This window comes from Frigoribacterium sp. ACAM 257, from assembly GCF_007954365.1.
In the GTDB taxonomy this organism is placed as follows: domain Bacteria; phylum Actinomycetota; class Actinomycetes; order Actinomycetales; family Microbacteriaceae; genus Frigoribacterium.
This window is the reverse complement of record NZ_VOLO01000001.1, coordinates 629897-652508: the sequence shown is the minus strand read 5'-3', so window position 1 is coordinate 652508 and position 22612 is coordinate 629897. Positions and strand designations below refer to the sequence as shown.

Here is a 22612-nt window from a genome sequence, read left to right as displayed (position 1 = left end):
GACCCTTCTGCCTCGGTCAGCCAGTGGCTGAGCATCTGGGCACAACATATTGTAAATATCAATATGCGTCAAGGTCGACCGTCCGGGACGGCTACGCCGCGAGGACCGTGAAGGGGGTCGAGGGGCCGGCGCAGCTGGAGGCACACCGTGACGAGAACGTGGCCGCTGCCCGGGCCGACGTCACGAAGATGATCTCCCGCCCTCAGGCACGGGGCGCTTCCCACCGGCCGCCGGGAGGCGCGAACACCGTGTCGACGCCGTCCGACCACAGCAACGAGTCAGGCGCGCGGTCGGCGACCCCCGGCAGGCCCGAGTCGGCCAGGAGCTCGTCGTCGAGGTCCACGAGCTCCGCGCGGCGCAGCCGCCACGACGCGTGCTCGTTCGGCCAGTACCGGGTGCGTCCGCCGCGGGCCACGTGCATCCCCCAGCGTGCGGTGAGGAAGTCCGCGAGGGGGTCGCCGACCACCTCGTCGGCGAGCGGGCGGACGGCGAGGCGGCTGGAGGGCCGCGCCCCGGGGCCGTGACGGCGGGACGCGTACTCGACGACGCCTCCTCGTTCTCGCCGGGTCATCGACGCCCAGCGGTAGGGCAGGCCGAGGCCCGCCTGCGCGCCGAGCACCGGCAGCAGCTTCTGCGCCTCGAGGGTGCGGAACACGACGCCGCGACGACCGAGGTCGTCGACCGAGTAGAGCCGAACGTTCGTCTCGAGGAACGAGCCCGCCCACGGCACGGCGGGCAACGGGCCGAACGCGCTGCCCGAGAGGCGGAACGGGATGAGCCCGACCCAGGTCGACCCGTCGTGGACGTCGGGCCGGGTGCCGGGCGGCAGCAGAGGGGCGACCCGCTCGGGCTCCACCCGCCAGTGCGCGAAGGCCAGGTCGCCCCAGTGCTGACGCACGAACGGGCGACGGAGCAGAGGAGGCGCGGCGGCGGACACCGGGGAGGCGTCCCGCGGGGAGGCGGTCATGTCGCCACCGTAGACAGCTCCCCGGTGCGCCGTCACAGCCTCCGCCGCACGTGGCTAGCCTGGTGCCCGTCCACCTCGCCGTCCGCCGTCTGCGGCGCCCGTCCCCCAGGAGGCTGCCCGTGCCCCACGGTCCCGGCCAGCGCCGCCGCGCCGAGCGAACAGCCCTCGAGCGGTCGGTCGACGAGGGCTTCCTGATCGTCCGCTCGGCCCTCGTGGTCTCGGCGACCAACCACGTCATCCGGCGGGCGCTGCAGGAGGCGCTGCCCTTCGACGAGGCCGTGGCCACCGAGGTCGTCCGCGACGACATGGCCCGCCTGGCCGAGCAGCAGCGGTCCGGGGCCGCCCGCGTGCGGCGCCTGCGCCGCCAGACCGGCCGCGCCTACGGCCAGTCGCGGCACCAGTTCGACTACCGCACCGACGACGCCGGGGCGCTGAAGCTCCGCGAGGCGACCGCCAAGGCGCTCGCCGCCGAGCTGACGAGGAGGCGCGACGACGACGCGTTCGTCCGCGGCGTCGTCGAGGCGGCCAGGTCGCGCGCCTGGGACGACGTCGGCAGCACCGTGGTCGACCGGCTCGGCTGGGCCGCGTCGCCCGCGCCGGACTACGACGACGGGCGGGACGAGCGCATCCGCGGGCTCGTCGAGGGCGACCTCGCCGACCTGCTGCGCGCGGCCGGTCGCGAGGACGTCGACGACAGCGGCACCGGCGCCGAGACCGGCACCGGCACCGGCACCGACGTCAGTCGCGGCTGACCCGCAGCGGCCCCTTCGCCACCTTGTGCGGCGCGGCCTGCGCGACCGGCTTGATCGTCACGAGGTCGAGGTTGACGTGGGCGGGCAGCTCGACGGAGTGGACGATCGACTCCGCGACGTCGTCGGCGACGAGGGGCGCCTGCACCGCCGAGTAGACCGCGTCGGCCCGTGCCTGGTCGCCGCCGAAGCGGACGAGCGAGAACTCCTCCGTGTGCACCATGCCCGGCGCGATCTCGACGACGCGGATCGGCTCCCCCGCGAGCTCCAGCCGCAGCACGGCGACGAGCGCGTGCTCCGCGAACTTGGACGCGTTGTACCCGCCGCCGCCCTCGTACGCGACGTGGCCCGCGATGGAGGTGACCGTCACGACGTCCGCGCCGCCCGCCTCCTCCGCTCCTCGCCGCAGCGCCGGGAGCAGCGCCGACACGGCGCGCTTCGTGCCGAGCACGTTGACGTCGAACATGCGCCGCCAGTCGTCGACCGAGCCGTGCTCGACCGAGTCGAGGCCGAAGGCGCCGCCGGCGTTGTTGACCAGCACGTGCAGCGGCCCGGTCTCGTCGACGTGCGCGCGCAGGGCCGCGACGTCGTCGTCGCTCGTCACGTCGGCCCGGAACCAGGTCGCGCCCGTCTCGTCGGCGAGCGCCCGGAGGCGGTCCTCGCGCCGGGCGACCGCCAGCACGTCCCAGCCCCGTGCCCGGAACAGCCGCACCGTCGCCGCGCCGATGCCCGAGCTCGCTCCCGTGACCAGTGCCCGCTTCGCCATGTGCCGTCCTCTTCGCTCGTTCGTCCTCGTCGGTGGTGGCCGTCGCCGGCCGTCGCCCACGCTAGCGCGACCCGGGGACGCCACCCGTTACGCCCCGTGTCCCCTGCCGTGGACACCGGCGCCCCGCCTCCGTACCGTGACACGGACCCGCAGCACCCCCGACCCGGACGCAGGAGCACACCATGAGCGCAGAGACGCCCGACTGGAAGTTCGAGACCCAGCAGATCCACGCCGGGGCCCGCCCCGACCCGACGACCCACGCCAGGGCGACGCCGATCTACAAGACGACCTCGTACGTCTTCCGTGACTCGCAGCACGCCCAGGACCTCTTCGCGCTCGCCGAGAACGGCAACATCTACTCGCGCATCATGAACCCGACCCACGACGTCGTCGAGCAGCGCATCGCCGCGCTCGAGGGCGGCGTCGGCGCCCTGCTCGTGGCGTCCGGCCAGGCCGCGTCGACCTTCGCCGTGCTCAACCTCGCCGAGGCGGGCGACCACATCGTCTCGTCGTCGTCGATCTACGGCGGCACGTACAACCTGTTCCGCTACACGCTCGCGAAGCTCGGCATCGAGACCACCTTCGTGGAGGACCAGGACGACGCCGACGAGTGGCGCCGCGCCGTCAGGCCGAACACGAAGCTCTTCTTCGCCGAGACGATCGGCAACCCCAAGATCAACGTCCTCGACATCGAGAAGGTCGCGGGCGTCGCCCACTCCGAGGGCGTGCCCCTGATAGTCGACAACACGATCGCGACGCCGTACCTGATCCGTCCGATCGAGCACGGGGCCGACATCGTCGTGCACTCGGCGACGAAGTTCCTCGGCGGGCACGGCACCGTGATCGGCGGCTTCATCGTCGACGGCGGCACGTTCTCCTGGAGCGCCAACGCCGAGCGCTTCCCCGGCCTCACGCAGCCCGACCCGTCGTACCACGGCGCTGTCTACACGCAGGCGGTGGGCGACGCCCTCGCCTACGTCATCAAGGCCCGGGTGCAGCTGCTCCGCGACCTCGGCGCCTCGAACAGCGCCGACAGCGCGTTCTCGCTCATCCAGGGCATCGAGACGCTGAGCCTGCGCATCGAGCGGCACGTGCAGAACGCCCAGGAGATCGCGGAGTGGCTCGACGCCCGCGACGACGTGGCCGCGGTCTGGTACGCCGGGCTGCCGACGAGCCCCTGGTACGCGGCGGCGAACAAGTACGCGCCCCGCGGCGTCGGGGCCGTGCTCTCGTTCGAGCTCAAGGGCGGCGTGGACGCCGGCCGGGCCCTCGTCGACGGGCTGCGCCTGTTCAGCCACCTCGCGAACATCGGCGACGTGCGGAGCCTCGTCATCCACCCTGCCTCGACGACGCACTCGCAGCTGACCCCCGAGCAGCAGCTCACGACCGGCGTGACCCCCGGCCTCGTCCGGCTCTCGGTCGGCCTGGAGAACGTCGACGACCTCAAGGCCGACCTCGACGCCGGCTTCGCGGCGGCGCGCGCGGTCACGCAGGAGGCGCTCCGCACCTCCTGAGGCCGCACCGGGGAGGCGCGGCGGGCGTAACAATCGGGCCGCGCCTCCTCGGGTCCACCAGGATGGGCAGCACATGGACTGGCAGAGCACCCCCGAGGACACCGTCCCGTCGAGCGTCGTCAGCGAGCGCACCCGGCTCGCCATGCTGGCCCGCCCGCCCGTCACCGGCGCCTGGCGAGACGGCGACGACCCGGGCGATCGCTCGTTCGTCTCGCTCGACCGGCTCGACCTCGAGAGCGGCACGTCGCTCGACCGGGTCCGGGTCGCCTACGAGACCTGGGGCGAGCTCTCCCCCGCACGCGACAACGCCGTGCTGCTGCTGCACGCGCTCACGGGCGACAGCCACGTCGTGGGGCCGGCCGGCCCCGGCCACCGGACCGCGGGCTGGTGGGGCGGGATCGTCGGCCCGGGCCTCGCCGTGGACACGGACCGCTGGTTCGTCGTCGCCCCCAACATGCTCGGGGGCTGCCAGGGCAGCACCGGTCCGTCGTCGTTCGGGCCCGACGCGGTCGAGTGGGGCTCGAGGTTCCCGCACCTGACGATCCGCGACCAGGTCGCCGCCCAGGCAGCCTTCTCGGACGCGATCGGCGTCGAGCGCTGGGCGGCCGTCGTCGGCGGATCGATGGGCGGGATGCACGCGTTGGAGTGGGGCGTCACGCACCCTGACAGGGTGGAGCGGCTGGCCGTGCTCGCGGCGCCGCCGCTGGCGAGCGCCGACCAGATCGCCCTGAACACGGTGCAGACGGAGGCGATCCGCATGGACGCCGCCTTCGCCGGGGGCGATTTCTACGACGCCGCGGACGGCGAGGGGCCCTGGCGCGGCCTCGCCCTGGCCCGGCGGATGGCCCTGCTCAACTACCGCTCGCCCGAAGAGCTCGCAGCCCGGTTCGGGCGGGCCTGGCAGAGCGACATCTCGCCCCTGGGCGGGCCTGGCCGATTCCAGGTGGAGAGCTGGCTCGACTTCCACGGCGCCAAGTTCACGCGGCGGTTCGACGCCGGCAGCTACGTCGTCCTGCTCGGCGCGATGAACTCCCACGACGTCGGCCGCGACCGCGGCGGGGTCGAGGAGGCGCTGGGGCGGGTCACGGCGCGGACCCTCGTGCTCGGCGTCGACAGCGACCGGCTGTTCCCCGCCCGCGACCAGCAGGCCATCGCCCGGCACCTGCCGAACGGCCTCGACGGCGCCGAGGCCGTCGTCGTCGCCAGCGAGTACGGCCACGACGGCTTCCTCATCGAGGACGACGCGGTGGGCCGGCACCTGGGACGCCTGCTCGCCAGCCAGCCCTGAGCCCCGTCCGGGTCGGTCCGGAGCCGTCCAGGGTCGGTCCGGAGCCGTCCGGGTCAGCCCGGTCGACGTGTCCCCATTTCGGCCGACACGTCCCCCGATCGGCTGCTGACCTCGACGCGAGCGAACCGCACCTCCACGGCGCGTCGCGCGCGCCCGTGGGCCTCACAGGACCTGTACATGTGAAAACATGAGGGGTCGCTGTCACCCGACAGGCACGCACCACGTCGTCCGGACACGTTGGATCACCATGGACATATTCGCCCAGGAACGCGATCGGCTCCTGAGCTCCACCACGCGAACCCTGGGGATCGCGTGCGCTGGGGTGTCCCTCGTGGCGTTGGCGTTCCCGGGGGTGACCGAGCCGGCCCACCTCGCCCTCGTGGCCGCGCTCGTCGCCGTCCTGGTCGCGGCCCTCGTCGTCGTCGGCAGGTCGGGCTCGCGCTGGGCCGTGCTCGGCGGCATGGCCGCCGGCCTCGCCGCCACCGTGGTCGCCCTCCTCCCCTTCGGGGCCCCCGCCGACGCGGCCGTCGCGACGGCGGTCATCCCCCTCGCAGGAGGCGCCAACGCGTCGTTCGCGTTCGTCCTGTCCACGAGCCGCATCCGCGTCGTCACCGCCGTCGTCGCCTTCGCCGTCTCCGTCGCGTGCGTCTCGCTGGCCACGGGGTCGGTCCTCACGTTCCCCGTCGCGGCCGTCGTGCTCGGCTGGGTCCTCGTCTTCGTGGTCGGCATCTGGCTCGGCCGCGCCGTGCCCCTCGCGGCCCGTCGCATCTACAGCATCGGCAACGCCCACCGTGCGGAACGGCAGGCGAGCGAGACGGAGGCGCAGCGCCGGCAGGGCGCGCGCCTCCTGCACGACACGGTCCTGGCCACCCTGACCCTGCTCGCGCACTCGGGCGTGGGGGTCACCCCGGAGGCGCTGCAGGCGCAGGCGGCCGAGGACGCGCGCCTGCTCCGTCACCTGCGACTCGGCGGGACGCCCCAGCCGCAGGCCTCCGGCGAGTACACGCTCGAGACCGTCGAGGAGTCGCCGCTCGGGCAGACGCTCGAATCGGTCAAGCAGCGGTTCGGCCGGATGGGCCTCGAGGTCAGCTGGCACGGCACCGGCCAGGTGCTGCTGCCGACCCACGTGCTCGACGCGTTCCTGCTCGCGCTCGCCGAGTGCCTCGAGAACGTGCGGCGACACGCGGGCGTGACCGAGGCCCACGTCACGATCATCCACGACGACTCGATGGTGCGGGCGATGGTCACCGACGCCGGCGTCGGCTTCGAGCTGAACGGCGTGAGCGAGGAGCGCCTCGGCTTCAAGGAGTCCGTCGTCGGCCGCCTGCGCGAGGTGGGCGGTAGCGCCCGCCTCTTCTCGTCGCCCGGCGCCGGCACCACCGTCGTCCTGGAGGCACCGCGATGAGCATCGACGAGAACACCCTCGGGGTGCAGCGCGGACGGAGGGCCGCCCGCGGCCTGCCGATCGGCTCGACCGGCGCCCGCTCCCTGCGGCAGGCGCGCGCGGCCGGCGCGACCCTCGGGACCGGCTACCTGGGGCTCGGGGCCGCCGTGGTCGCCGCGGTGCAGGCCGTCTACGGCCTGGTCTTCTTCCTCAGCCACCTCGGCGACTACCCGGTGGTCGCGCCGGCGCTCGTCGCCTGGCTGCTCTACATCGCCGTCTTCGTCGGCACCGCGGCCCTCGTCACGATCCGGGGCGAGCGCCTCACCGGCGGGGTCTTCGCCGTCATCGGCGGGATCCTCGTCGTGGTCGTCGCCCTCGACTTCGTCGCCGTCTGGCCCCTGCACGACGTCGGCGCCTACGCCACGGCGAGCGTCGCCGTCGGCTTCGGCCTGCTGCCCGTCGTGACGCTCCGGCCCGCCCGTGAGATCGTCGTCGCCGTCGGGCTCCTGTTCGTCGGCTTCGCCGTCATGGTCGTCGCGTCGACTCCCCTCACGGCCGACTCCGTGCCCCAGCAGATATCCATCGTCGCCCTGGCCGTGCTCCCGGGCGCCGTCGCGGTCTCCGTCGTGCAGCGGTTCCGACGGATGGTGCAGGTCGAGCTCGACCGTGTCCTCGTGCAGAGCAACGTGTCCCAGCCGCGCTTCGCCGTGGGCATGCTCGCGAGCGACGAGCTGGCCCGCCTCGACCTCGCGGCCGAGAAGCTCCTCGACGGCGTCGCCGGCGGCGACGTGCCGCTCCCCCTGTCTCCCAAGGTGGCCTCGCAGGCCGCGTCCCTCGCGACCGAGCTGCGCCTCCACCTGATCGAGGGCCGACGCGAGACCTGGCTGCACCACGCCGTCACCGAGTCCGAGTACCTCGGACGCTCGGTGACGCTCGTCGACCCGTCGTCGCTCGCGGGGCTGCTCGCGCCGCCACAGCGCGACGGCCTGCTGCAGGCCGTGTGGCTCCTGCTCGGCGACTCGAAGACGAGGGCGCCGAGCGCGGCGATCACGCTGACGCTGGGCCCGGTGGCCGCCGTCACGCAGTCGATCGCCTCCCTGGCAGGTCGCAGCGTCGAGGTCCCGATCGTCGTCTCGACCACCGGCATCCGGCGCAACCGGGTGACCCCCGCGACGTGGAGCGCCCTCGAGCGCGTCGGCGAGTACTCGGCGTCGACCCACGAGTCCAGCCTCAGGCTCCGCATCCACTGCGTCGTCGACAACCCGGCCGAGTCGTGACCCCCCGCGACAGGGCCGTCTGCACCTCGACCAGTCCGTCTAGCATGGACACCACCTCCTCAGAAAGAAGGACCGCCCCGTGACGACTCCCGACGACCGCATCCGTCTGGCCCTGGTCGACGACCACAAGATGCTCCTGGGCGCCCTGAGCGAGTGGATCCGGGGCGCAGCCAGCGACATCTCGATGGTCGCCGCCGTGGCGTCCTGGCCCGAGCTGCTGACGCACCCCGAGTTCCCCGTCGACGTCGTGCTGCTCGACCTCGACCTCAAGGACAACATCCCGATCTCGCTCAAGATCAACACCCTGAAGACGACGGGTGTCAAGACGGTCCTGATGAGCACCTACTCCGAGCCCAACGTCGTCCGTGAGGCCCTGGCCGCCGGCGCTCTCGGCTACCTCGTCAAGAGCGAGGACGCCGAGATGATCGTCGAGGCGATCCGGGCCGCCGCCAAGGGCGAGTCGTACATCTCGGCCGAGCTCGACCTCGCGCTCAACGCCGCCGAGATCGGCGGGGTGCCGAAGCTCAGCGCCCAGGAGAGGCGAGTCATGGCACTCTACGGCGGCGGCGAGCCCGTGAAGGCCGTGGCGTACCAGCTCGGCATCAGCGAAGAGACGGCGAAGAGCTACCTCAAGCGCATCCGCGAGAAGTACCGCGTGGCGGGCTACGACGTCGGCACGAAGGTGGCGCTGCGGAAGCGCGCCATCACGGACGGCATCCTGCTGCAGACCGACACTCCGGCGCAGACCAGCTTCTAGGGCTGCTCGGCTGCGGCCGGGGCGCGGCGGCCGTGCCGTCGCTCACGAAATACGCGAAAAGGGACGAGATCGCCGGGGGCACCGGGCATCTCGTCCCTTTTCGCGTCCGTTCCGCTCGAGCGGCGCTGCTAGCGCCCCTGCACCACGAAGACGGACCCCGTGTCGGTGTCCTCCTTGTGGTCGGCCTCGCTGGCGGCGGCACAGAGCGCCGCCTGGCGCGCGTCGCCCGACTTCTGCAGCCGGAAGCTGATCACGGTGAGCACCACGCCGAGGAGGGCGAGCGCCACGCCGACCCAGCCGGGTGCGGCGAAGCCGAAGCCCGCCGCGATCACGGCGCCGCCGAGGTAGGCGCCGGCACTGTTGCCGAGGTTCATGGACGAGTGGTTGAGCGCGGCGCCGATCACCTGGCTCTCGCCGGCCACCTCCATCAGACGCGACTGGACCGACGGCCCGATCATCGAGCTGACGAGGCCCAGGAAGAACGTCGTCACGAAGATGCCCACGATGCCGTCGACGAGCAGCGCGTAGGCGACCAGGGCCGCGATCAACCCGATGAACCCCACGGTGAGCGCGGCCTTGAGGTTCTTGTCGCTCGCCCAGCCGCCGATCACGTTGCCGATCGTCATGCCGACGCCGACCCCGACGAGCACCCACGGCACGACGCCCTCGTCGACGCCCGCACCTTCGGTCACCGCGTTCGCGATGTAGCTGTAGACCGCGAAGAACCCGCCGAAGCCGATCGCGCCGACGCCCATGACCAGCCACACCTGGGGCTTCTTGAAGGCGCTCAGCTCACGTCGCATCGATGCCGACGAGTCGCCCTCCATGCGCGGCACCGCCAGCCAGACCGCGACGAAGGTCAGCGCGAAGATCGCGGCGACGGCGAGGTAGGCGACGCGCCAGCCCTGCGCCTGGCCGAGGGCGGTGATGGCCGGCACGCCGATGACGTTCGCGATCGTGAGGCCGCTGAGAACGAGGGCCACGCCCTTGCCGCGGTTGCCGGGGCCCATGATGGTCGCCGCCACGATGGAGGCGATGCCGAAGTAGGCGCCGTGCGGCAGTCCCGCGAAGAAACGAGCCCCGAGCACCCAGCCGAACGACGGCAGCACCGCCGACAGCACGGTGCCGACGACGAAGAGCGTCAACAGGCCCATGAGCAGCTTCTTCTTGGGCAGGTGCGACGACATCGCCGCGATCGTGGGGGCGCCGACGACGACGCCGAGCGCGTACGCGCTGACGAGCCAGCCGGCCCGGGCGATGCCCTCGTCGGACGACTGGGCGTAGAGGCCGGGCAGCAGATCCTGCGCGATGTTCGGCAGCAGGCCCATGGCGACGAACTCGGTCGAGCCGATGCCGAAGCCGCCGAGCGCGAGGGCGATCAGGGCGAGTGTCTTGCGACGGGTGGTGAGGACGATCACGGGCGGCTGCCTTCGAGGTCGGAGGGGCGGGCTGGGGACCAGGGACTCTCCCTCGAGCTGTCTGGTGAGCGACGGGCACGCGGCCCGTCGATCGCGTCGAATCGGTTCGAATCGATTCGACCCGATCACGACGATCTTACGGCCTCGCCAGGTCAGGCAACAGCCCAGACGATCCGGTCGCCTCGCGACGACGGCCCGCTCGTCCTGACTGGGTCGGGCGTCACGTCGGCGTCCCGAGAGCGACGACGCCCGGACGGCTGTCAGCCCGTGACGGGGAGGGCGACACGGGGCCCGAGGTTGCCGGCGGTGTCGACGGACCAGGCGACGAGGGTGTACCTCTTGCCGGTGATCAGTGCCGGGAGTCTCGCGGAAGTGGTGCTGGTGACGGTGACCGGCAGCCCGCTGGTGGGCGTGGCGCCCTTGACCGTGCCGGGCACGAGGCGGACGAAGGTCTCCCGGTTGTCCGTCGAGGTGGAGGCGCGCCACGTCGCGGTGCGAGTGCCGCTCGCGGCGGCAGCGACCCCGAGGGACGTCACCGCACGGGGGGCGGCCTTGTCGGCTCGGTTGCGCCAGTTGAGGGACCCGGTCATGGTGCCGTCGGAGAACGTGCACCGAAGCGTCCAGGACATGCGAGCAGAAGTCAGGACGCCGGCCGAGTCGACGTCGAACGCGGAGACGGTGAGCTTGCCGGTGTAGGAACCGCAGCCACGCCCGGATCCGCGGACAGCGAGCCCGTACTTCGCGGTCGAGTCGGGAGCGGGCCCCGTGTCTTCGCTGGTGTCGAAGGTGCCGATCGCCAACGGGCCGCCGCCGTAGCGAACGACGTCGACGCGCGTGGTGTCTGCTCCGGTGTCGAGTCCGTAGGGGCGCAGCGGGACGAACGAGTAGCCGTCGCTGGCGTTGCTGCCGAGGACCGTGGTGAAGGATCCGTCGGGGAAGCTGTGAGTGGTGCCCCCGGAGACGTAGTCGTCGCCCTTGTACGTGATCCCGGTCGTGCCCAGGGGGGCCGAGCCTGCGAGGGAGATCTGCTTCGTGGTCGCGCCGACCCTGACGGTCACGATGCCCTGGCGTGGTCCTGCCTTCGTGGGGACGAAGCCGATCTTGAAGGTGCATCTCGCCCCGGCGGCGAGGGTGGTGTTGCTGCACGTGTCGTCGCTGATCCTGAAGTCGGTGGTCGAGCCGGTGGTGACTGCTGCCGTGCCGACGGAGAGGGGTGCGGTGCTGGTGTTGAAGATCGTCTCGGTGGCGCTCGTGGGCACGGAGCCGATCGGCGTACCGGGGTACTGGACGGTCGTCGCGCTCAGGACTGCCCCGGTGTCTCCCGCCTGGCCGAGGCGAAGCTGGCCGAAGTAGGCGTAGGCGGGCGACTCGGTGCCGTTGCGGAAGACGATGTCGAAGCGGGTGAGCTTGCCCGTGGCGTCCGCAGCGAGATCGAGGACTTCGACGTCGCCCACGAAGCCCTCGCTGAGGGAGCCCACGGACATCTCCACACGCGCTCGGGTGGCGTCCTGGACGCGAGAGTCGATGGAGTAGCGCCCGATGGCGAGCCGCTGCCCCTGCGGAGGCTGGACGGACACGGTCACGCTGTCACCGGCTCCGGCCTTGCTCTCGGTCCCGGTCATGGTGACGCCGCCGGTGAGGGTCGCGGCACTGATGGATGCGGATGAACCGACACCTGCGTGCTGCCGGCCCCTCGGGTAGCCGGCCTCGTGCGTGCTCGAGACGCTCAGGACCGGCGTGGTGACGGCGGCTGATGCCGGAGCCGGCGCGGATGCCAGGGGGGTGACGGTGCTGGCGACGACGGCGAGGGCCGTGACTCCGAGGGTGACAAGGGACGGACGTCTCACGGTGGCTCCTCTGGCTCACAGGCGCAACCACGTGGTCACTCCCAGCTCATCCTGGCCGAGCACCTGCCCTACGGACGGGTGAACGCGCCCTCACCCACGGGTGTCTGAGGCCCTTCGCAGGACCCGACTCGATCCCGCATCACCTGGCGAGGCGCCCTCGGCAGTGCGCCCAGCAGCCCGCCGATCGGGCCGTGCGCGGCTAGTCGTCGAGCGCGGCCTCGAGCCTCTCCAGCTTCCCGTCGAGCTCGCCCGTGCGGCCCGGACGGATGTCGGCCTTCAGCACCAGCGAGACGCGCGTGCCGTACCGGCCCACCGCCTCCGTCGCTCGCTTGACGACGTCCATGACCTCGTCCCACTCGCCCTCGATCTCGGTGAACATCGAGGAGGTGCGGTTCGGCAGCCCGGACGCGCGCACCACGGCCACGGCCGCGGCCACGGCCTCGTGCACCGAGTCGCCGTGCGCCTCGGGATCGAGCGATCCGGCGGACGGACCGCCGCTGGGCGAGACGGAGAAGGCGACGATCATGCGGCCATCCTGGCACCGTCGTGGCCGGGACGGCAGCCCCGGCTGCCTGACCCAGCCCGCCACAGCTGCACCAGCGCGACGACGAGCAGCACGACCTCGGCGGCGTTCCGCACGGTGATCAGCACGAGCATCCACGGCTCGACGCCGAGCAGGGCCTGGTACCCCCACGGGTAGATGACCTGCGTCAGCCCGGCGATCCCCACGGCGAGCCCCGCGGGCAGGGCCGCAGACGGCCCCCCGCGCCGCGCGAGCACCAGCCCGAGCACGACGGGAGGCGCGAGCCAGGCGACGAACTGCGGCGACCCGACCTTGTTGGTGACGATGAGGGCGGTCACGAACGCGAGCGACAGGGGCGCGAGGAGGTGCACGGCCGACGCACCGCGCCTCGCGGCCCGCAGCCCCAGCAGCAGGACGAGCAGCACGACGAGGGCCATCAGCACCGTCGTGAGGCGCGCAGCGGCGCCGACTCCGTCGCCCTCCACCTGGTAGGTGAGGATCTCGCGGTCGTAGTAGACGAACGTGCCCGGCACCCCGGCCGCGGCCCGCCACAGCCACGCGGTGGCGGTGGGCGACTCCACCTGCAGCCCGCGTCCGGCCTGCTCCTGCACGAAGCCGAGCACGGTGGCCCCGCTGCCGAGGACGAGCGAGATCGCGACCACGGCGACGGTCGTCGACACGGCGGCCACGACGACGTCGCGTCGGGCACGGCCCCGCAGGGCGACGACGGCGGCGACGACCAGCGCGGCCGGCCAGACCTTGACCCAGGCGGCGACGGTCAGGAGGACCGAGGCGGCGAGCGGCCGTGAGGCCAGCAGCAGCATCCCGACGATCGCGAACGGCACGGTGACGGCGTCGATGCGCCCCACGGCGATCGGCCCGAGGGCGAGGAGGAAGAGCAGCCACCACCACGCCGCGCCGACGTGACGGCGTCCGCGCACTGACTGCGCGCCTCGCGTCCGGGCCCACGACCTACGGAGCCCGCCGGTCAGCACGGCGAACGCCCCGGCGTCGAGCAGCAGCACGATCGTCAGCCACGCTTGGCCGTAGTGGGCGTCGCCGCCGACGCGGGCGAGCAGCATGGGCACGGCTGCCAGCAGGGGGTAGACCCACGCACGGTCCACGCCCACCCAGTCGCCGCCTCCCACGCCCTGCTGCATCCAGGTGCGGTAGACGCTCCAGACGTCGCCCAGCGGCTGGTTCGGCCCGGTAAGGGCGGCGTGGCCCAGGACGAGGTGCACGAGCACGAAGGCCGACCAGAGCACGGCGGGGTGGGCCGCGACGCGCGCGGGCAGGCGGCGCGAGACGCCGTCCGCGCCGGGTGCACGAGGAGGCGCGGCGACGGTCATGCGGGCAAGGCTAGCCGTCCGGCGTCACACGACGCCCCGGTGCCGCCGCCCGCACCCGCGGACGGATATCCTGCCCCTCATGCCCCGCACCCGTCTCCGTCTCGCGGCCGCCGCCGTCTCCGTCGTCGCCGCCGCCTCCTTGTCGGCCTGCGCCCCCACGTCCGGCTCCGGCGGGTCCGCCGACGGGCTCGTCACCGAGGGCAAGCTGACGATCGCGACCGGCGAGCCCGCCTACAGCCCGTGGGTCGAGGACGACGACCCGACCACCGGCGAGGGCTTCGAGGCGGCGCTCGCCTACGCCGTGGCCGACCAGCTCGGCTACGCGGAGGACGACGTCGTCTGGGTGCGCTCGACCTTCGACGAGGCCATCGCGCCCGGCCCGAAGACGTTCGACCTGAACCTGCAGCAGTTCTCGATCACCGAGCAGCGCGCGAGGGCCGTCGACTTCTCGTCGCCGTACTACGAGACGCGCCAGGCCGTCGTCACCCTGCCGGGCACCGCGGCCGAGGGCGCCACGAGCGTCGCCGACCTCGCCGCCCTCGCCATCGGCGCGCAGAGCGGCACCACGAGCTTCACCGCGGCCGAGCAGGTCATCGACCCCGAGGGCGGAGTGCAGGCCTACAACTCGAACGACGACGCCAAGGCGGCGCTCGAGGCCGGCCAGGTCGACGCGATCGTGCTCGACGTGCCGACCGCCACCTACTTCGTCGAGGGCGGCGTGGTGCTCGGCCAGCTCGCGGCGGAGGACGGCGCGAGCGACGAGCTCGGCATCGTGCTGCCGCTCGGCAGCGGGCTCACCGGCGACGTGACCGACGCCGTCGACGCCCTCCGCGCCGACGGCACCCTCGACCAGCTGCAGCAGGAGTGGCTGGCCGACTACGACGTGACGGAGCTGTCGTAGCCCGCGACGCGGTCGCCGTCGACGCTCCTCCCGTCAGCGACCTCGAGCTCGGCCGGCGAGCCTTCCGGCGCCGCCAGTCGGTGCGCTCGGTCGCGATCGCCGCCGTCAGCACGATCGCCTTCGCGGCCCTCGCCTGGTGGGCCGTCACGAGCACGCCCGGCTGGGACCGCGTGCGGTTCAGCTTCTTCGACGGGCCCACCCTCGTCGCGGCGTGGCCGCGGGTGCTGGAGGGGCTGTGGCTCAACGTCAGGGTGCTCGTGGTGGCGCTGATCGGCGTCGCCGTGCTCTCGACCCTGCTCTCGGCCCTCCGCACGCTGCGCGGCCCGGTGTTCTTCCCCGTGCGCGCCCTCGTGCGCGGCTACACCGACCTGTTCCGCGGGCTGCCGCTGATCATCGTGCTCTACCTCGTCGGCTTCGGGGTGCCGGGGCTCGGCCTCGGCATCCCGCGCCTGCCCGCCGAGGTCTGGGGCACCGTGGCGCTCGTCCTCACGTACTCGGCCTACGTCAGCGAGGTCATCCGCGCCGGGCTCGACGCCGTGCACCCGTCCCAGCGGCTGGCCGCCCGCTCGCTCGGGCTCAGCCACGCGGCGACCCTGCGGCTGGTCGTGTTCCCCCAGGCGATCCGCAAGGTCACGCCGGCCCTGATGAACGACGTCGTCTCGATGCAGAAGGACGTGGGGCTCATCTCCGTGCTCGGCGCCGTGGACGCCGTGCGCGCCGCCCAGATCGAGACGGCCACCGCGGCGAACTTCACGCCCTACGTGCTCGCCGGGCTGCTCTTCGTGCTGCTGGCCCTGCCGACCGTCTGGCTGACTGACTGGCTGTCGGCGCGCCTCCGTCGGCGCGAGCAGGCCGGGAGCGTCGTGTGAACGGGCAGGACCAGAGCAAGGGCCACGGCCAGGCCCACCTGACCGCGGGAGGCGCGGCGCCGGGCGCCGACGTCGTCCTCCGTCTCGAGGGCGTGCGCAAGTCGTTCGGCGGCACGACCGTGCTCGACGGCATCGACCTCGACGTGGCCCGCGACGAGGTCGTCGCCCTGATCGGCGCGAGCGGGTCGGGCAAGTCGACGCTGCTGCGCACGGTGAACCTGCTCGAGCAGGTCGACGACGGGCGCATCGTGCTCGGCGGCGAGGACATCACCGACCCGCGAGTGCGCGTCGACGCCGTCCGGGCCCGCATCGGCGTCGTGTTCCAGCACTACAACCTGTTCCCGCACCTCACCGTGCTCGACAACGTCTCGCTGGCGAGCCGCCACGTGCTGCGACGCCCCCGGGCGGAGGCCGAGGCGAGGGCCCTCGAGCTGCTCGAGCGCGTCGGGCTCGGCGACAAGGCCCGCGCCTACCCCGACCGCCTGTCGGGCGGCCAGCAGCAGCGCGTCGCGATCGCGCGGGCCCTCGCCCCGAGGCCTGCCGTGCTGCTGCTCGACGAGGTGACGAGCGCCCTCGACCCCGAGCTCGTGGGCGAGGTGCTCGACCTCGTCCGCACGCTCAAGGAGGTGGGGACCACCATCCTCATGGCGACGCACGAGATGGCGTTCGCGCGGGACGTCGCCGACCGCGTGGTGTTCCTCGACGCCGGCCGCATCGCCGAGCAGGGGCCGCCGGCCCAGCTCTTCGGGTCGCCGCGCACCGAGCGGGCGAGGGAGTTCCTCGCCCGCGTCTCGGGCTAGGTGCCGTCCCTGCACCTTCCCAGCGCCTCCCTAGGGTGACGCGTCATCATCCTCGGCAGGCGCCTCCTCCTTGCCGACCAGCCCGAGCAGCACCCGAGCCGACCCCAGGAGACACACCATGAAGAAGAAGACCGGAATCGTCCTCGGAGTCGCGGCCGTCGTCGTGGTGGGCCTCGGCGTCACCGCCGCCGTCGCCGGCCCCGCGTTCTACCGCGACGTGATCGTGGGCGAGCCCGAGGCCGCCCCCACCGTCTCGGTCACCCCCGGCGCGACGACCATCGACACGAGCGACCTCAGCGGTGCCTGGAACGTCGGCGAGGGCAGCACGGCGGGCTACCGCGTCGACGAGGTGCTGAACGGCACCGACGTCACCGTCGTGGGCACGACCGACCAGGTCACCGGCACCGTCACCGTCGAGGGCGACTCGGTCACGGCCGCCACGATCGACGTCGACGTGGCGAGCATCGCCACGGACAGCGGCAACCGCGACGGCTACTTCCGCGACGACGCCATGGAGGCCTCGACCTACCCGACCGCGACCTTCGTGCTGACCCAGCCCATCGACGCCGGCGTCCCCGCCGACGGCGACGTCGAGACCGTCGAGGCGACGGGCGACCTCACGATGCACGGCGTCACCCAGAGCGTCACCGTCTCGCTGCAGGCCGCCCTCTCGGGCGACGGGGTGCAGATCAGCGGCTCGGTGCCGGTGACCTTCAGCGACTACGGCGTCGAGGCGCCGAGCTTCGGCTTCGTCCAGGTCGAGGACTCGGGAACGGTCGAGTTCCTCGTCTCGGCGACCCCCGCCTCCTAGGCGCGCAGCAGGGCGGCGATCGTCGCCGGGAGCGCGTCGACGAGGCCGAGGACCGTGAGGGGGCCTCCCCCGCTCGCACGTTCGGCGGCCAGACCGTGGACGACCGCGGCCGTCACGGCCAGCCGGGCGAGCGCGTCCTCCTGCGCCAGCGCCTCCTGTGAATGGGTGGCGACGAGCGCGCCCAGCACGCCGCCGAGCGCGTCGCCCGCACCGGCCGTCGCGAGCCAGGTCGGCGCGCTCTCGGCGACGAGCCGGGTGCCGCCGGGCGAGGCGACGTGCGTGCGGTGGCCCTTCACCAGCACGGTGCAGCCCCACTCCCCCGCCGCGCGCGCCGCGGCCTCCGCAGGATCGGCGGCGACCTCGTCGACCGACCGGCCCGACGCCCGCGAGAGCTCGCGGAAGTGCGGCGTCAGCACGACCGGCCCCGTCGCCCGCTCGCGGAGCGACAGCGCACCCGCGTCGAGCACGAGGGGCAGCCCCGAGGAGGCGGCCGTCTCGAACCCCTCGGCGGTCTCGTCGTCGAGGTGGTCGGGGTCCACCCCCGAGCCGAGCAGCCAGGCCTGCACCCGGCCGGGGCTCGTCACGGCCTCCGGGCGGCGGTGCAGCACGAAGTCCGACGCGCGCGCCGGGCCCAGGTAGCGCAGCATGCCGACGCCGGTGTGCAGCGCGGCCTCCACGCCGAGGACTGCTGCCCCCGGGTACGCGGTCGAGCCGGTCACGACGCCGAGGACGCCGCGGCTGTACTTGTCGTCGTCGACCTCAGGGACGGCGATCCAGTCGGCGGCGTCGGCGGCGGTCCAGGGCGCGGGGCGGGAGGCGGAGTGCGTGTCGGTGGTCACGCCCCGACGCTAGTCGGGCTCGCGGCGCCGGCGTCCGGGCCGTCGGCACAGGTTCTGCACGGGCCACGGCCCGACCCGCCGATACGGTGGGCCGATGAGCATCTCGATCCCCGGCCGCACCGTCGTCTTCGACTACGGCGAGGTGATCTCGCGGTTCCCGGACGACGCCTCGCGTCGGCGCATCGAAGAGCTGGCAGGCGTGGACCCCGCCGTGCTCTGGGCGAGCTACGGCCACCACCGGCACGCCCTCGACCACGGGCGGCTCACCGCCACGGGCTACTGGCGCGCCGTCGAGGCCGACACCGGCGCCGACTGGTCGCGCACCCGGGTGCACGAGCTCTGGGCCGCCGACTTCCCGTCCTGGTTCGTGCCGGAGCCCGGCACGCTCGACGTCATCGCCGAGCTGGCCGACGGCGGCACCCGCCTGGCGATCCTCTCGAACGCCGGCCAGGACTTCGCCTCGCCGTTCCGCCACTCGCCCCTCGGCGACCTGTTCGAGCAGGTGTTCGTGAGCGCCGAGCTCGACGACCTAAAGCCGTCGGCCTCGATCTTCCGGCACGTGCTCGCCGAGCTCGGAACAACCGCCGCCGACACGGTGTTCATCGACAACAGGTCCGACAACGTCGAGGCCGCCCAGGCGCTCGGCATCACCGGGCACCTGTTCACCGGCCCCGAGCCGCTCCGACACTTCGTCGAGGGCCTGGCGGGCCACCCCACCGAAAGGCGATGACCGCTCTCGTGACCCAGACGGACGCTGCACCCTCGACCACCCCCGACACCCCTCCCGCCTCGACGCAGGGCGACGCCCCCGTCGGCCTGTTCGACGCCGTGACGCTGCGCGGGCAGACGTTCCGCAACCGGCTCTGGGTCGCGCCCATGTGCCAGTACTCGGCCGAGGAGGAGGACGGCGTCGCCACCGACTGGCACCTCGTGCACCTCGGCTCGCTGGCACGAGGAGGCGCGGGCGCGGTGATCTCGGAGGCCGCGTCGGTCACCCCCGACGGCCGCATCTCGCCGCAGGACCTCGGCATCTGGAACGACGAGCAGGTCGAGGCCCTCAAGCCGATCACGGCCTTCGTGCGGTCGCAGGGCTCGGTCCCCGGAATCCAGCTCGCGCACGCCGGCCGCAAGGCGTCGACGTTCCGCCCCTGGAGCGAGGTCCAGGGCTCCGTCCCCGAGGCCGAGGGCGGCTGGCCGACCGTCGCGCCCTCCGCGATCGCCTTCGAGGGCTACGCCGCGCCGCGCGAGCTCTCGCGCGACGAGATCGCCGGGCTCGTAGAGGCCTTCCGTGCCGCCGCGCGCCGCTCGGTCGAGGCCGGCTTCGGGCTGATCGAGCTGCACGCCGCCCACGGCTACCTGCTGCACCAGTTCCTCTCGCCGCTCAGCAACGAGCGCACCGACGACCACGGCGGCTCCCTCGAGAACCGGGCGCGCCTCCTCGTCGACGTCGTCCGCGTCGTCCGGGCCGAGGTCGGCGACGACCTGCCGCTGCTCGTCCGCTTCTCGGCCACCGACTGGGCCGAGGGCGGCTGGGACGAGCACGAGACCGCGACCGTGGCCGCTTGGTGCCGCGACGCGGGCGCCGACCTCTTCGACATCTCGACCGGGGGTCTCGTCGCCGGGGTGACGATCCCGGTCGGCCTCGGCTACCAGGTGCCGTTCGCGCAGCACGTGCGCGAGACCGCGGAGGTCGAGACGGGCGCCGTCGGCCTCATCGTGTCCGCGCAGCAGGCACAGGCCGTCGTCGCCGAGGGCCGCGCGGACGTCGTGCTTATGGCCCGCGAGTTCCTCCGCGACCCGCACTTCCCGCTGCGCGCCGCGGCCGAGCTGGGGGTCGAGCTCGACTACTGGCCCGAGCAGTACCTCCGGGCGCCGTTCCGCGTCTCGTAGCGGGCCCGGCCACACGACGACGGCCGCGCCGCCCCCTCGGGGTCGGCGCGGCCGTCGTCCGCCGCAGGGGCCTACGACCGCCTGGTCGCGTCCTGCACCTCGCCGATCAGCTCCTCGAGGATGTCCTCGAGGAACAGCACGCCCTGGGTGTCGCCCCGCTCGTCGAACGAGCGCGCGACGTGCACGCCGCTCCGGCGCATCGTCGCGAGGGCGTCCTCGAGGTCGGTGCCCTGGTAGATCGAGATCAGCTGGCGGATCCGCTTCGGCGGCACCGGGTCGCCGAACTCGTCCTCGTCCAGGTCGATGACGTCCTTCAGGTGCAGGTAGCCCGTCGGATCGCCGCCGTCGTCGACGAGCACGTAGCGCGAGAAGCCGTTCTGCGAGACGGCTCGCTCGACGTCGCCCGGGGTGGCGTCCTCGGGCAGGGTGACGAGGCCCGACATCGGCACGGCCACGTCGTCGACCGTCTTCTCGGTGAACTCGAACGCCGCCTGGAGCGTGCCGCTGCCGTCGCGGAGGGTGCCCTCACGCTGCGACTGCGCCACGATCGTGGCCACCTCGTCGACCGTGTAGGCGCTGGCGGCCTCGTCCTTCGGCTCGACGCGGAACGCTCGCAGGACGGCGTTCGCCGACCAGTTGAGCGACACCACGACGACGTGCAGGAGGCGCGCCACGGCCACCAGGGGCGGCGCGAGCAGCAGCGCGGCCTTGTCCGGCAGCGAGAACGAGATGTTCTTCGGCACCATCTCGCCGAGCACGACGTGCAGGAACGACACCAGCAGCAGCGTGATGACGAACCCGACGACGCTCACCAGCTGCTCGCTGAGCCCGGTCAGGCCGAGCGGCCCCTCGAGGAGGTGGTGGATCGAGGGCTCGGACACGTTCAGGATGAGCAGGGAGCAGATCGTGATGCCGAGCTGCGTCGTCGCGAGCATCATCGTCGCGTGCTCCATGGCCCAGAGCGTGGTCTTCGCGGCACGGCTGCCGGCCTCGGCCTTGGGCTCGATCTGCGACCGCCGAGCCGAGATGACGGCGAACTCGGCCGCGACGAAGAACGCGTTGCCCATCAGCAGCAGCACGAGCCAGACGATGCCCCACCAGTCGCTCATCGGGTCGCCTCCTTCTCGCGGGCGTCGGAGTCGCGCATCGACGACGGCGCACCCGACCTGCCCGCGCGGTCCGACCTGCTCGCGCGCTCGGCGCGGCTGCCGCGCTCCGGCTGCTCGACGATCGCGTCCTCCGGTGTCGGAGTGAACCTGACGCGGTCGATCCGTCGGCCGTCGAGCCGCTCGACGCGGAACGTGCCCGCCTCGGACTCGACGACGTCGCCGACGACGGGAAGTCGTCCGAGCTCGCTCATCACCCAGCCGCCGACGGTCTCCCACGGGCCCTCCTCCGGGACCTTGACCGTGGCGCGCTCGAGCAGCTCGTCGGGTCGGAGGAGCCCCGGGAACGTGAGCCAGTTGCGCGAGCGGACGACGTCGACCCGGCTGCGGTCGTGCTCGTCCGAGACCTCGCCCACGAGCTCCTCGATGAGGTCCTCCAGGGTGACGACGCCGGCCGTTCCGCCGTACTCGTCGACGACGACGGCCATCTGGTAGCCGCGGCCGCGGACCTCGCCGAGCAGGTTGTCGAGGGTCATGGTCTCGGGGACGCGCACGGCGTCCGTGAGCAGGGCCGAGACGGGCACGTCGGCGCGCTTCTCCCGAGGGACCGACACTGCCTGCTTGACGTGGACCAGCCCCACCACGTCGTCGATCCCGTCGTCGGTGACCGGGAACCGCGACAGGCCCGTACGGCGCGCCAGCTGCAGCACCGTCTCGGCCGAGTCGGTGCGCGTCACCGTCGAGAGGCGCGGACGCGGCGTCATCACGTCGGAGGCGGTGTGGTCGCTGAAGGCCAGGGTGCGCGCCAACAGGGTCGCCGTGTCGAGGGCGAGGCTGCCCTCGAAGGCAGAGCGGCGGACGAGCGACGAGAGCTCCTCGGCGGTGCGTGCGCCGGACAGCTCCTCCTTGGGCTCGATCCCCACACCTCGCAGGATGGCGTTCGCCGTGTTGTTGAGGAGCGCCACGGCGGGACGGAACACCGTGGTGAAGCCGACCTGGAACGGGATCACGAGCTTCGCCGTCCGCAGCGGCAGCGCCAGCGCGAAGTTCTTCGGCACCAGCTCGCCGACGATCATCGAGAGCAGGGTCGCCACGACGATCGCGACGACGGGCCCGGCGACCGTGACCACCGGCTCGGGCAGGCCGACGCCGAGGAGGGGCGGCGCGAGCAGCCGGGAGATCGCCGGCTCCATCGTGTAGCCGGTCAGCAGGGTCGTCAGCGTGATGCCCAGCTGGGCGCTGGAGAGGTGCGTCGACGTGATGCGGAGGGCGCCGATGGTCGGCGCGAGCCCCTTCTCGCCCTTGGCCTGACGGGCCTCGAGGTCGGAGCGGTCGAGGTTGACCAGCGAGAACTCGCTGGCGACGAAGAGGCCGGTGCCGATCGTGAGGACGATGCCGATCGCGAGCAGGATCCACTCGTTCACGACGACGGAGCACCGCCCCAGGGAGCGGGATGGTGGGAGGGTGCAGCGGGCTGAGACGGAGGGTCATCCATAGAGAGGGAATCTTAGCCGCTGGAGGCCTCGTCCGTCACCGGTCGGCAGGCATCTCCTCACC

21 protein-coding genes are annotated in these 22612 nt (G+C 72.9%); 12 read left to right on the top strand and 9 right to left on the bottom strand.

The window, feature by feature from the left end:
- Positions 1-202 precede the first annotated feature (202 nt).
- Positions 203-967 (bottom strand): YqjF family protein, encoded by a 765-nt coding sequence (locus ES689_RS03015; RefSeq protein ID WP_146900000.1) that lies wholly within the window; start codon positions 965-967, stop codon positions 203-205.
- Between the two features lie 119 nt (positions 968-1086).
- Here ES689_RS03015 and ES689_RS03010 point away from each other — a divergent pair, with 119 nt between their 5' ends.
- Positions 1087-1719, top strand: a complete 633-nt coding sequence (locus tag ES689_RS03010) for a hypothetical protein (protein WP_146899997.1) — start codon at positions 1087-1089, stop codon at positions 1717-1719.
- On the opposite strand, the gene ES689_RS03005 is transcribed toward ES689_RS03010, so the two are convergent.
- The gene (locus ES689_RS03005) at positions 1706-2482 is read right to left on the bottom strand and encodes an SDR family oxidoreductase (protein WP_146899994.1); all 777 of its coding nucleotides are present in this window, start codon (positions 2480-2482) and stop codon (positions 1706-1708) included. The two genes, ES689_RS03010 and ES689_RS03005, sit on opposite strands and share 14 nt — an antisense overlap.
- Before the next feature lie 182 nt (positions 2483-2664).
- Here ES689_RS03005 and ES689_RS03000 point away from each other — a divergent pair, with 182 nt between their 5' ends.
- From ES689_RS03000 to ES689_RS02980, 5 genes are all read left to right on the top strand, one after another.
- Complete coding sequence (locus tag ES689_RS03000) at positions 2665-3996, top strand: bifunctional o-acetylhomoserine/o-acetylserine sulfhydrylase (protein ID WP_146899992.1); 1332 nt, start codon at positions 2665-2667, stop codon at positions 3994-3996.
- 73 nt (positions 3997-4069) lie between these two features.
- The gene (locus ES689_RS02995; RefSeq protein ID WP_146899989.1) at positions 4070-5284 is read left to right on the top strand and encodes a homoserine O-acetyltransferase; all 1215 of its coding nucleotides are present in this window, start codon (positions 4070-4072) and stop codon (positions 5282-5284) included.
- A gap of 331 nt (positions 5285-5615) precedes the next feature.
- The gene (locus ES689_RS02990) at positions 5616-6689 is read left to right on the top strand and encodes a sensor histidine kinase (RefSeq protein ID WP_223269346.1); all 1074 of its coding nucleotides are present in this window, start codon (positions 5616-5618) and stop codon (positions 6687-6689) included.
- Complete coding sequence (locus tag ES689_RS02985) at positions 6686-7945, top strand: hypothetical protein (protein WP_146899983.1); 1260 nt, start codon at positions 6686-6688, stop codon at positions 7943-7945. The genes ES689_RS02990 and ES689_RS02985 overlap by 4 nt, the downstream gene beginning before the upstream one ends.
- Positions 7946-8024: 79 nt before the next feature.
- A complete protein-coding gene (locus ES689_RS02980; RefSeq protein ID WP_146899980.1) occupies positions 8025-8702 on the top strand; it encodes a response regulator transcription factor in 678 nt (225 codons plus the stop codon).
- A gap of 128 nt (positions 8703-8830) precedes the next feature.
- Here the strand turns inward: ES689_RS02980 and ES689_RS02975 are convergent, their stop codons facing one another.
- The 4 genes from ES689_RS02975 to ES689_RS02960 form a co-directional block, all read right to left on the bottom strand.
- Positions 8831-10120 (bottom strand): MFS transporter, encoded by a 1290-nt coding sequence (locus tag ES689_RS02975; RefSeq protein ID WP_146899976.1) that lies wholly within the window; start codon positions 10118-10120, stop codon positions 8831-8833.
- A 260-nt stretch (positions 10121-10380) separates the two neighbouring features.
- The gene (locus ES689_RS02970) at positions 10381-11967 is read right to left on the bottom strand and encodes a hypothetical protein (RefSeq protein ID WP_146899973.1); all 1587 of its coding nucleotides are present in this window, start codon (positions 11965-11967) and stop codon (positions 10381-10383) included.
- Positions 11968-12166: 199 nt separating this feature from the next.
- Positions 12167-12493, bottom strand: a complete 327-nt coding sequence (locus ES689_RS02965) for a thiamine-binding protein (protein WP_146899970.1) — start codon at positions 12491-12493, stop codon at positions 12167-12169.
- Positions 12490-13839 carry a glycosyltransferase 87 family protein gene (locus tag ES689_RS02960; RefSeq protein WP_146899967.1) on the bottom strand — a complete coding sequence of 450 codons (1350 nt, stop codon included), beginning with the start codon at positions 13837-13839 and terminating at the stop codon, positions 12490-12492. The genes ES689_RS02965 and ES689_RS02960 overlap by 4 nt, the downstream gene beginning before the upstream one ends.
- A gap of 79 nt (positions 13840-13918) precedes the next feature.
- Between ES689_RS02960 and ES689_RS02955 the strand changes: the two genes are divergently transcribed.
- The 4 genes from ES689_RS02955 to ES689_RS02940 all read left to right on the top strand — a co-directional run bounded on the left by ES689_RS02955 (position 13919) and on the right by ES689_RS02940 (position 17220).
- The gene (locus ES689_RS02955; protein WP_146899965.1) at positions 13919-14740 is read left to right on the top strand and encodes an ABC transporter substrate-binding protein; all 822 of its coding nucleotides are present in this window, start codon (positions 13919-13921) and stop codon (positions 14738-14740) included.
- Entirely contained in the window at positions 14704-15609 is a 906-nt protein-coding gene (locus ES689_RS02950; RefSeq protein ID WP_146899962.1) for an amino acid ABC transporter permease, read from the top strand. Before ES689_RS02955 ends, ES689_RS02950 begins: the two co-directional genes overlap by 37 nt.
- 38 nt (positions 15610-15647) lie before the next feature.
- Positions 15648-16409, top strand: coding sequence for an amino acid ABC transporter ATP-binding protein (locus tag ES689_RS02945; RefSeq protein WP_146901734.1), 762 nt, complete (start codon positions 15648-15650; stop codon positions 16407-16409).
- Between the two features lie 118 nt (positions 16410-16527).
- Complete coding sequence (locus tag ES689_RS02940; RefSeq protein ID WP_146899959.1) at positions 16528-17220, top strand: YceI family protein; 693 nt, start codon at positions 16528-16530, stop codon at positions 17218-17220.
- On the opposite strand, the gene ES689_RS02935 is transcribed toward ES689_RS02940, so the two are convergent.
- Entirely contained in the window at positions 17217-18059 is an 843-nt protein-coding gene (locus ES689_RS02935; protein ID WP_146899956.1) for an ADP/ATP-dependent (S)-NAD(P)H-hydrate dehydratase, read from the bottom strand. The two genes, ES689_RS02940 and ES689_RS02935, sit on opposite strands and share 4 nt — an antisense overlap.
- A 94-nt stretch (positions 18060-18153) precedes the next feature.
- Here ES689_RS02935 and ES689_RS02930 point away from each other — a divergent pair, with 94 nt between their 5' ends.
- Both ES689_RS02930 and ES689_RS02925 read left to right on the top strand, forming a co-directional pair.
- Positions 18154-18789, top strand: a complete 636-nt coding sequence (locus tag ES689_RS02930) for an HAD family phosphatase (RefSeq protein WP_146899953.1) — start codon at positions 18154-18156, stop codon at positions 18787-18789.
- Positions 18786-19949 (top strand): NADH:flavin oxidoreductase/NADH oxidase, encoded by a 1164-nt coding sequence (locus tag ES689_RS02925; RefSeq protein WP_146899950.1) that lies wholly within the window; start codon positions 18786-18788, stop codon positions 19947-19949. Before ES689_RS02930 ends, ES689_RS02925 begins: the two co-directional genes overlap by 4 nt.
- Positions 19950-20020: 71 nt before the next feature.
- Here ES689_RS02925 and ES689_RS02920 read toward each other — a convergent pair whose 3' ends face one another.
- Both ES689_RS02920 and ES689_RS02915 read right to left on the bottom strand, forming a co-directional pair.
- The gene (locus tag ES689_RS02920) at positions 20021-21058 is read right to left on the bottom strand and encodes a hemolysin family protein (RefSeq protein ID WP_146899947.1); all 1038 of its coding nucleotides are present in this window, start codon (positions 21056-21058) and stop codon (positions 20021-20023) included.
- Positions 21055-22479, bottom strand: a complete 1425-nt coding sequence (locus ES689_RS02915; RefSeq protein ID WP_146899944.1) for a hemolysin family protein — start codon at positions 22477-22479, stop codon at positions 21055-21057. Before ES689_RS02915 ends, ES689_RS02920 begins: the two co-directional genes overlap by 4 nt.
- Between the last annotated feature and the right edge of the window lie 133 nt (positions 22480-22612).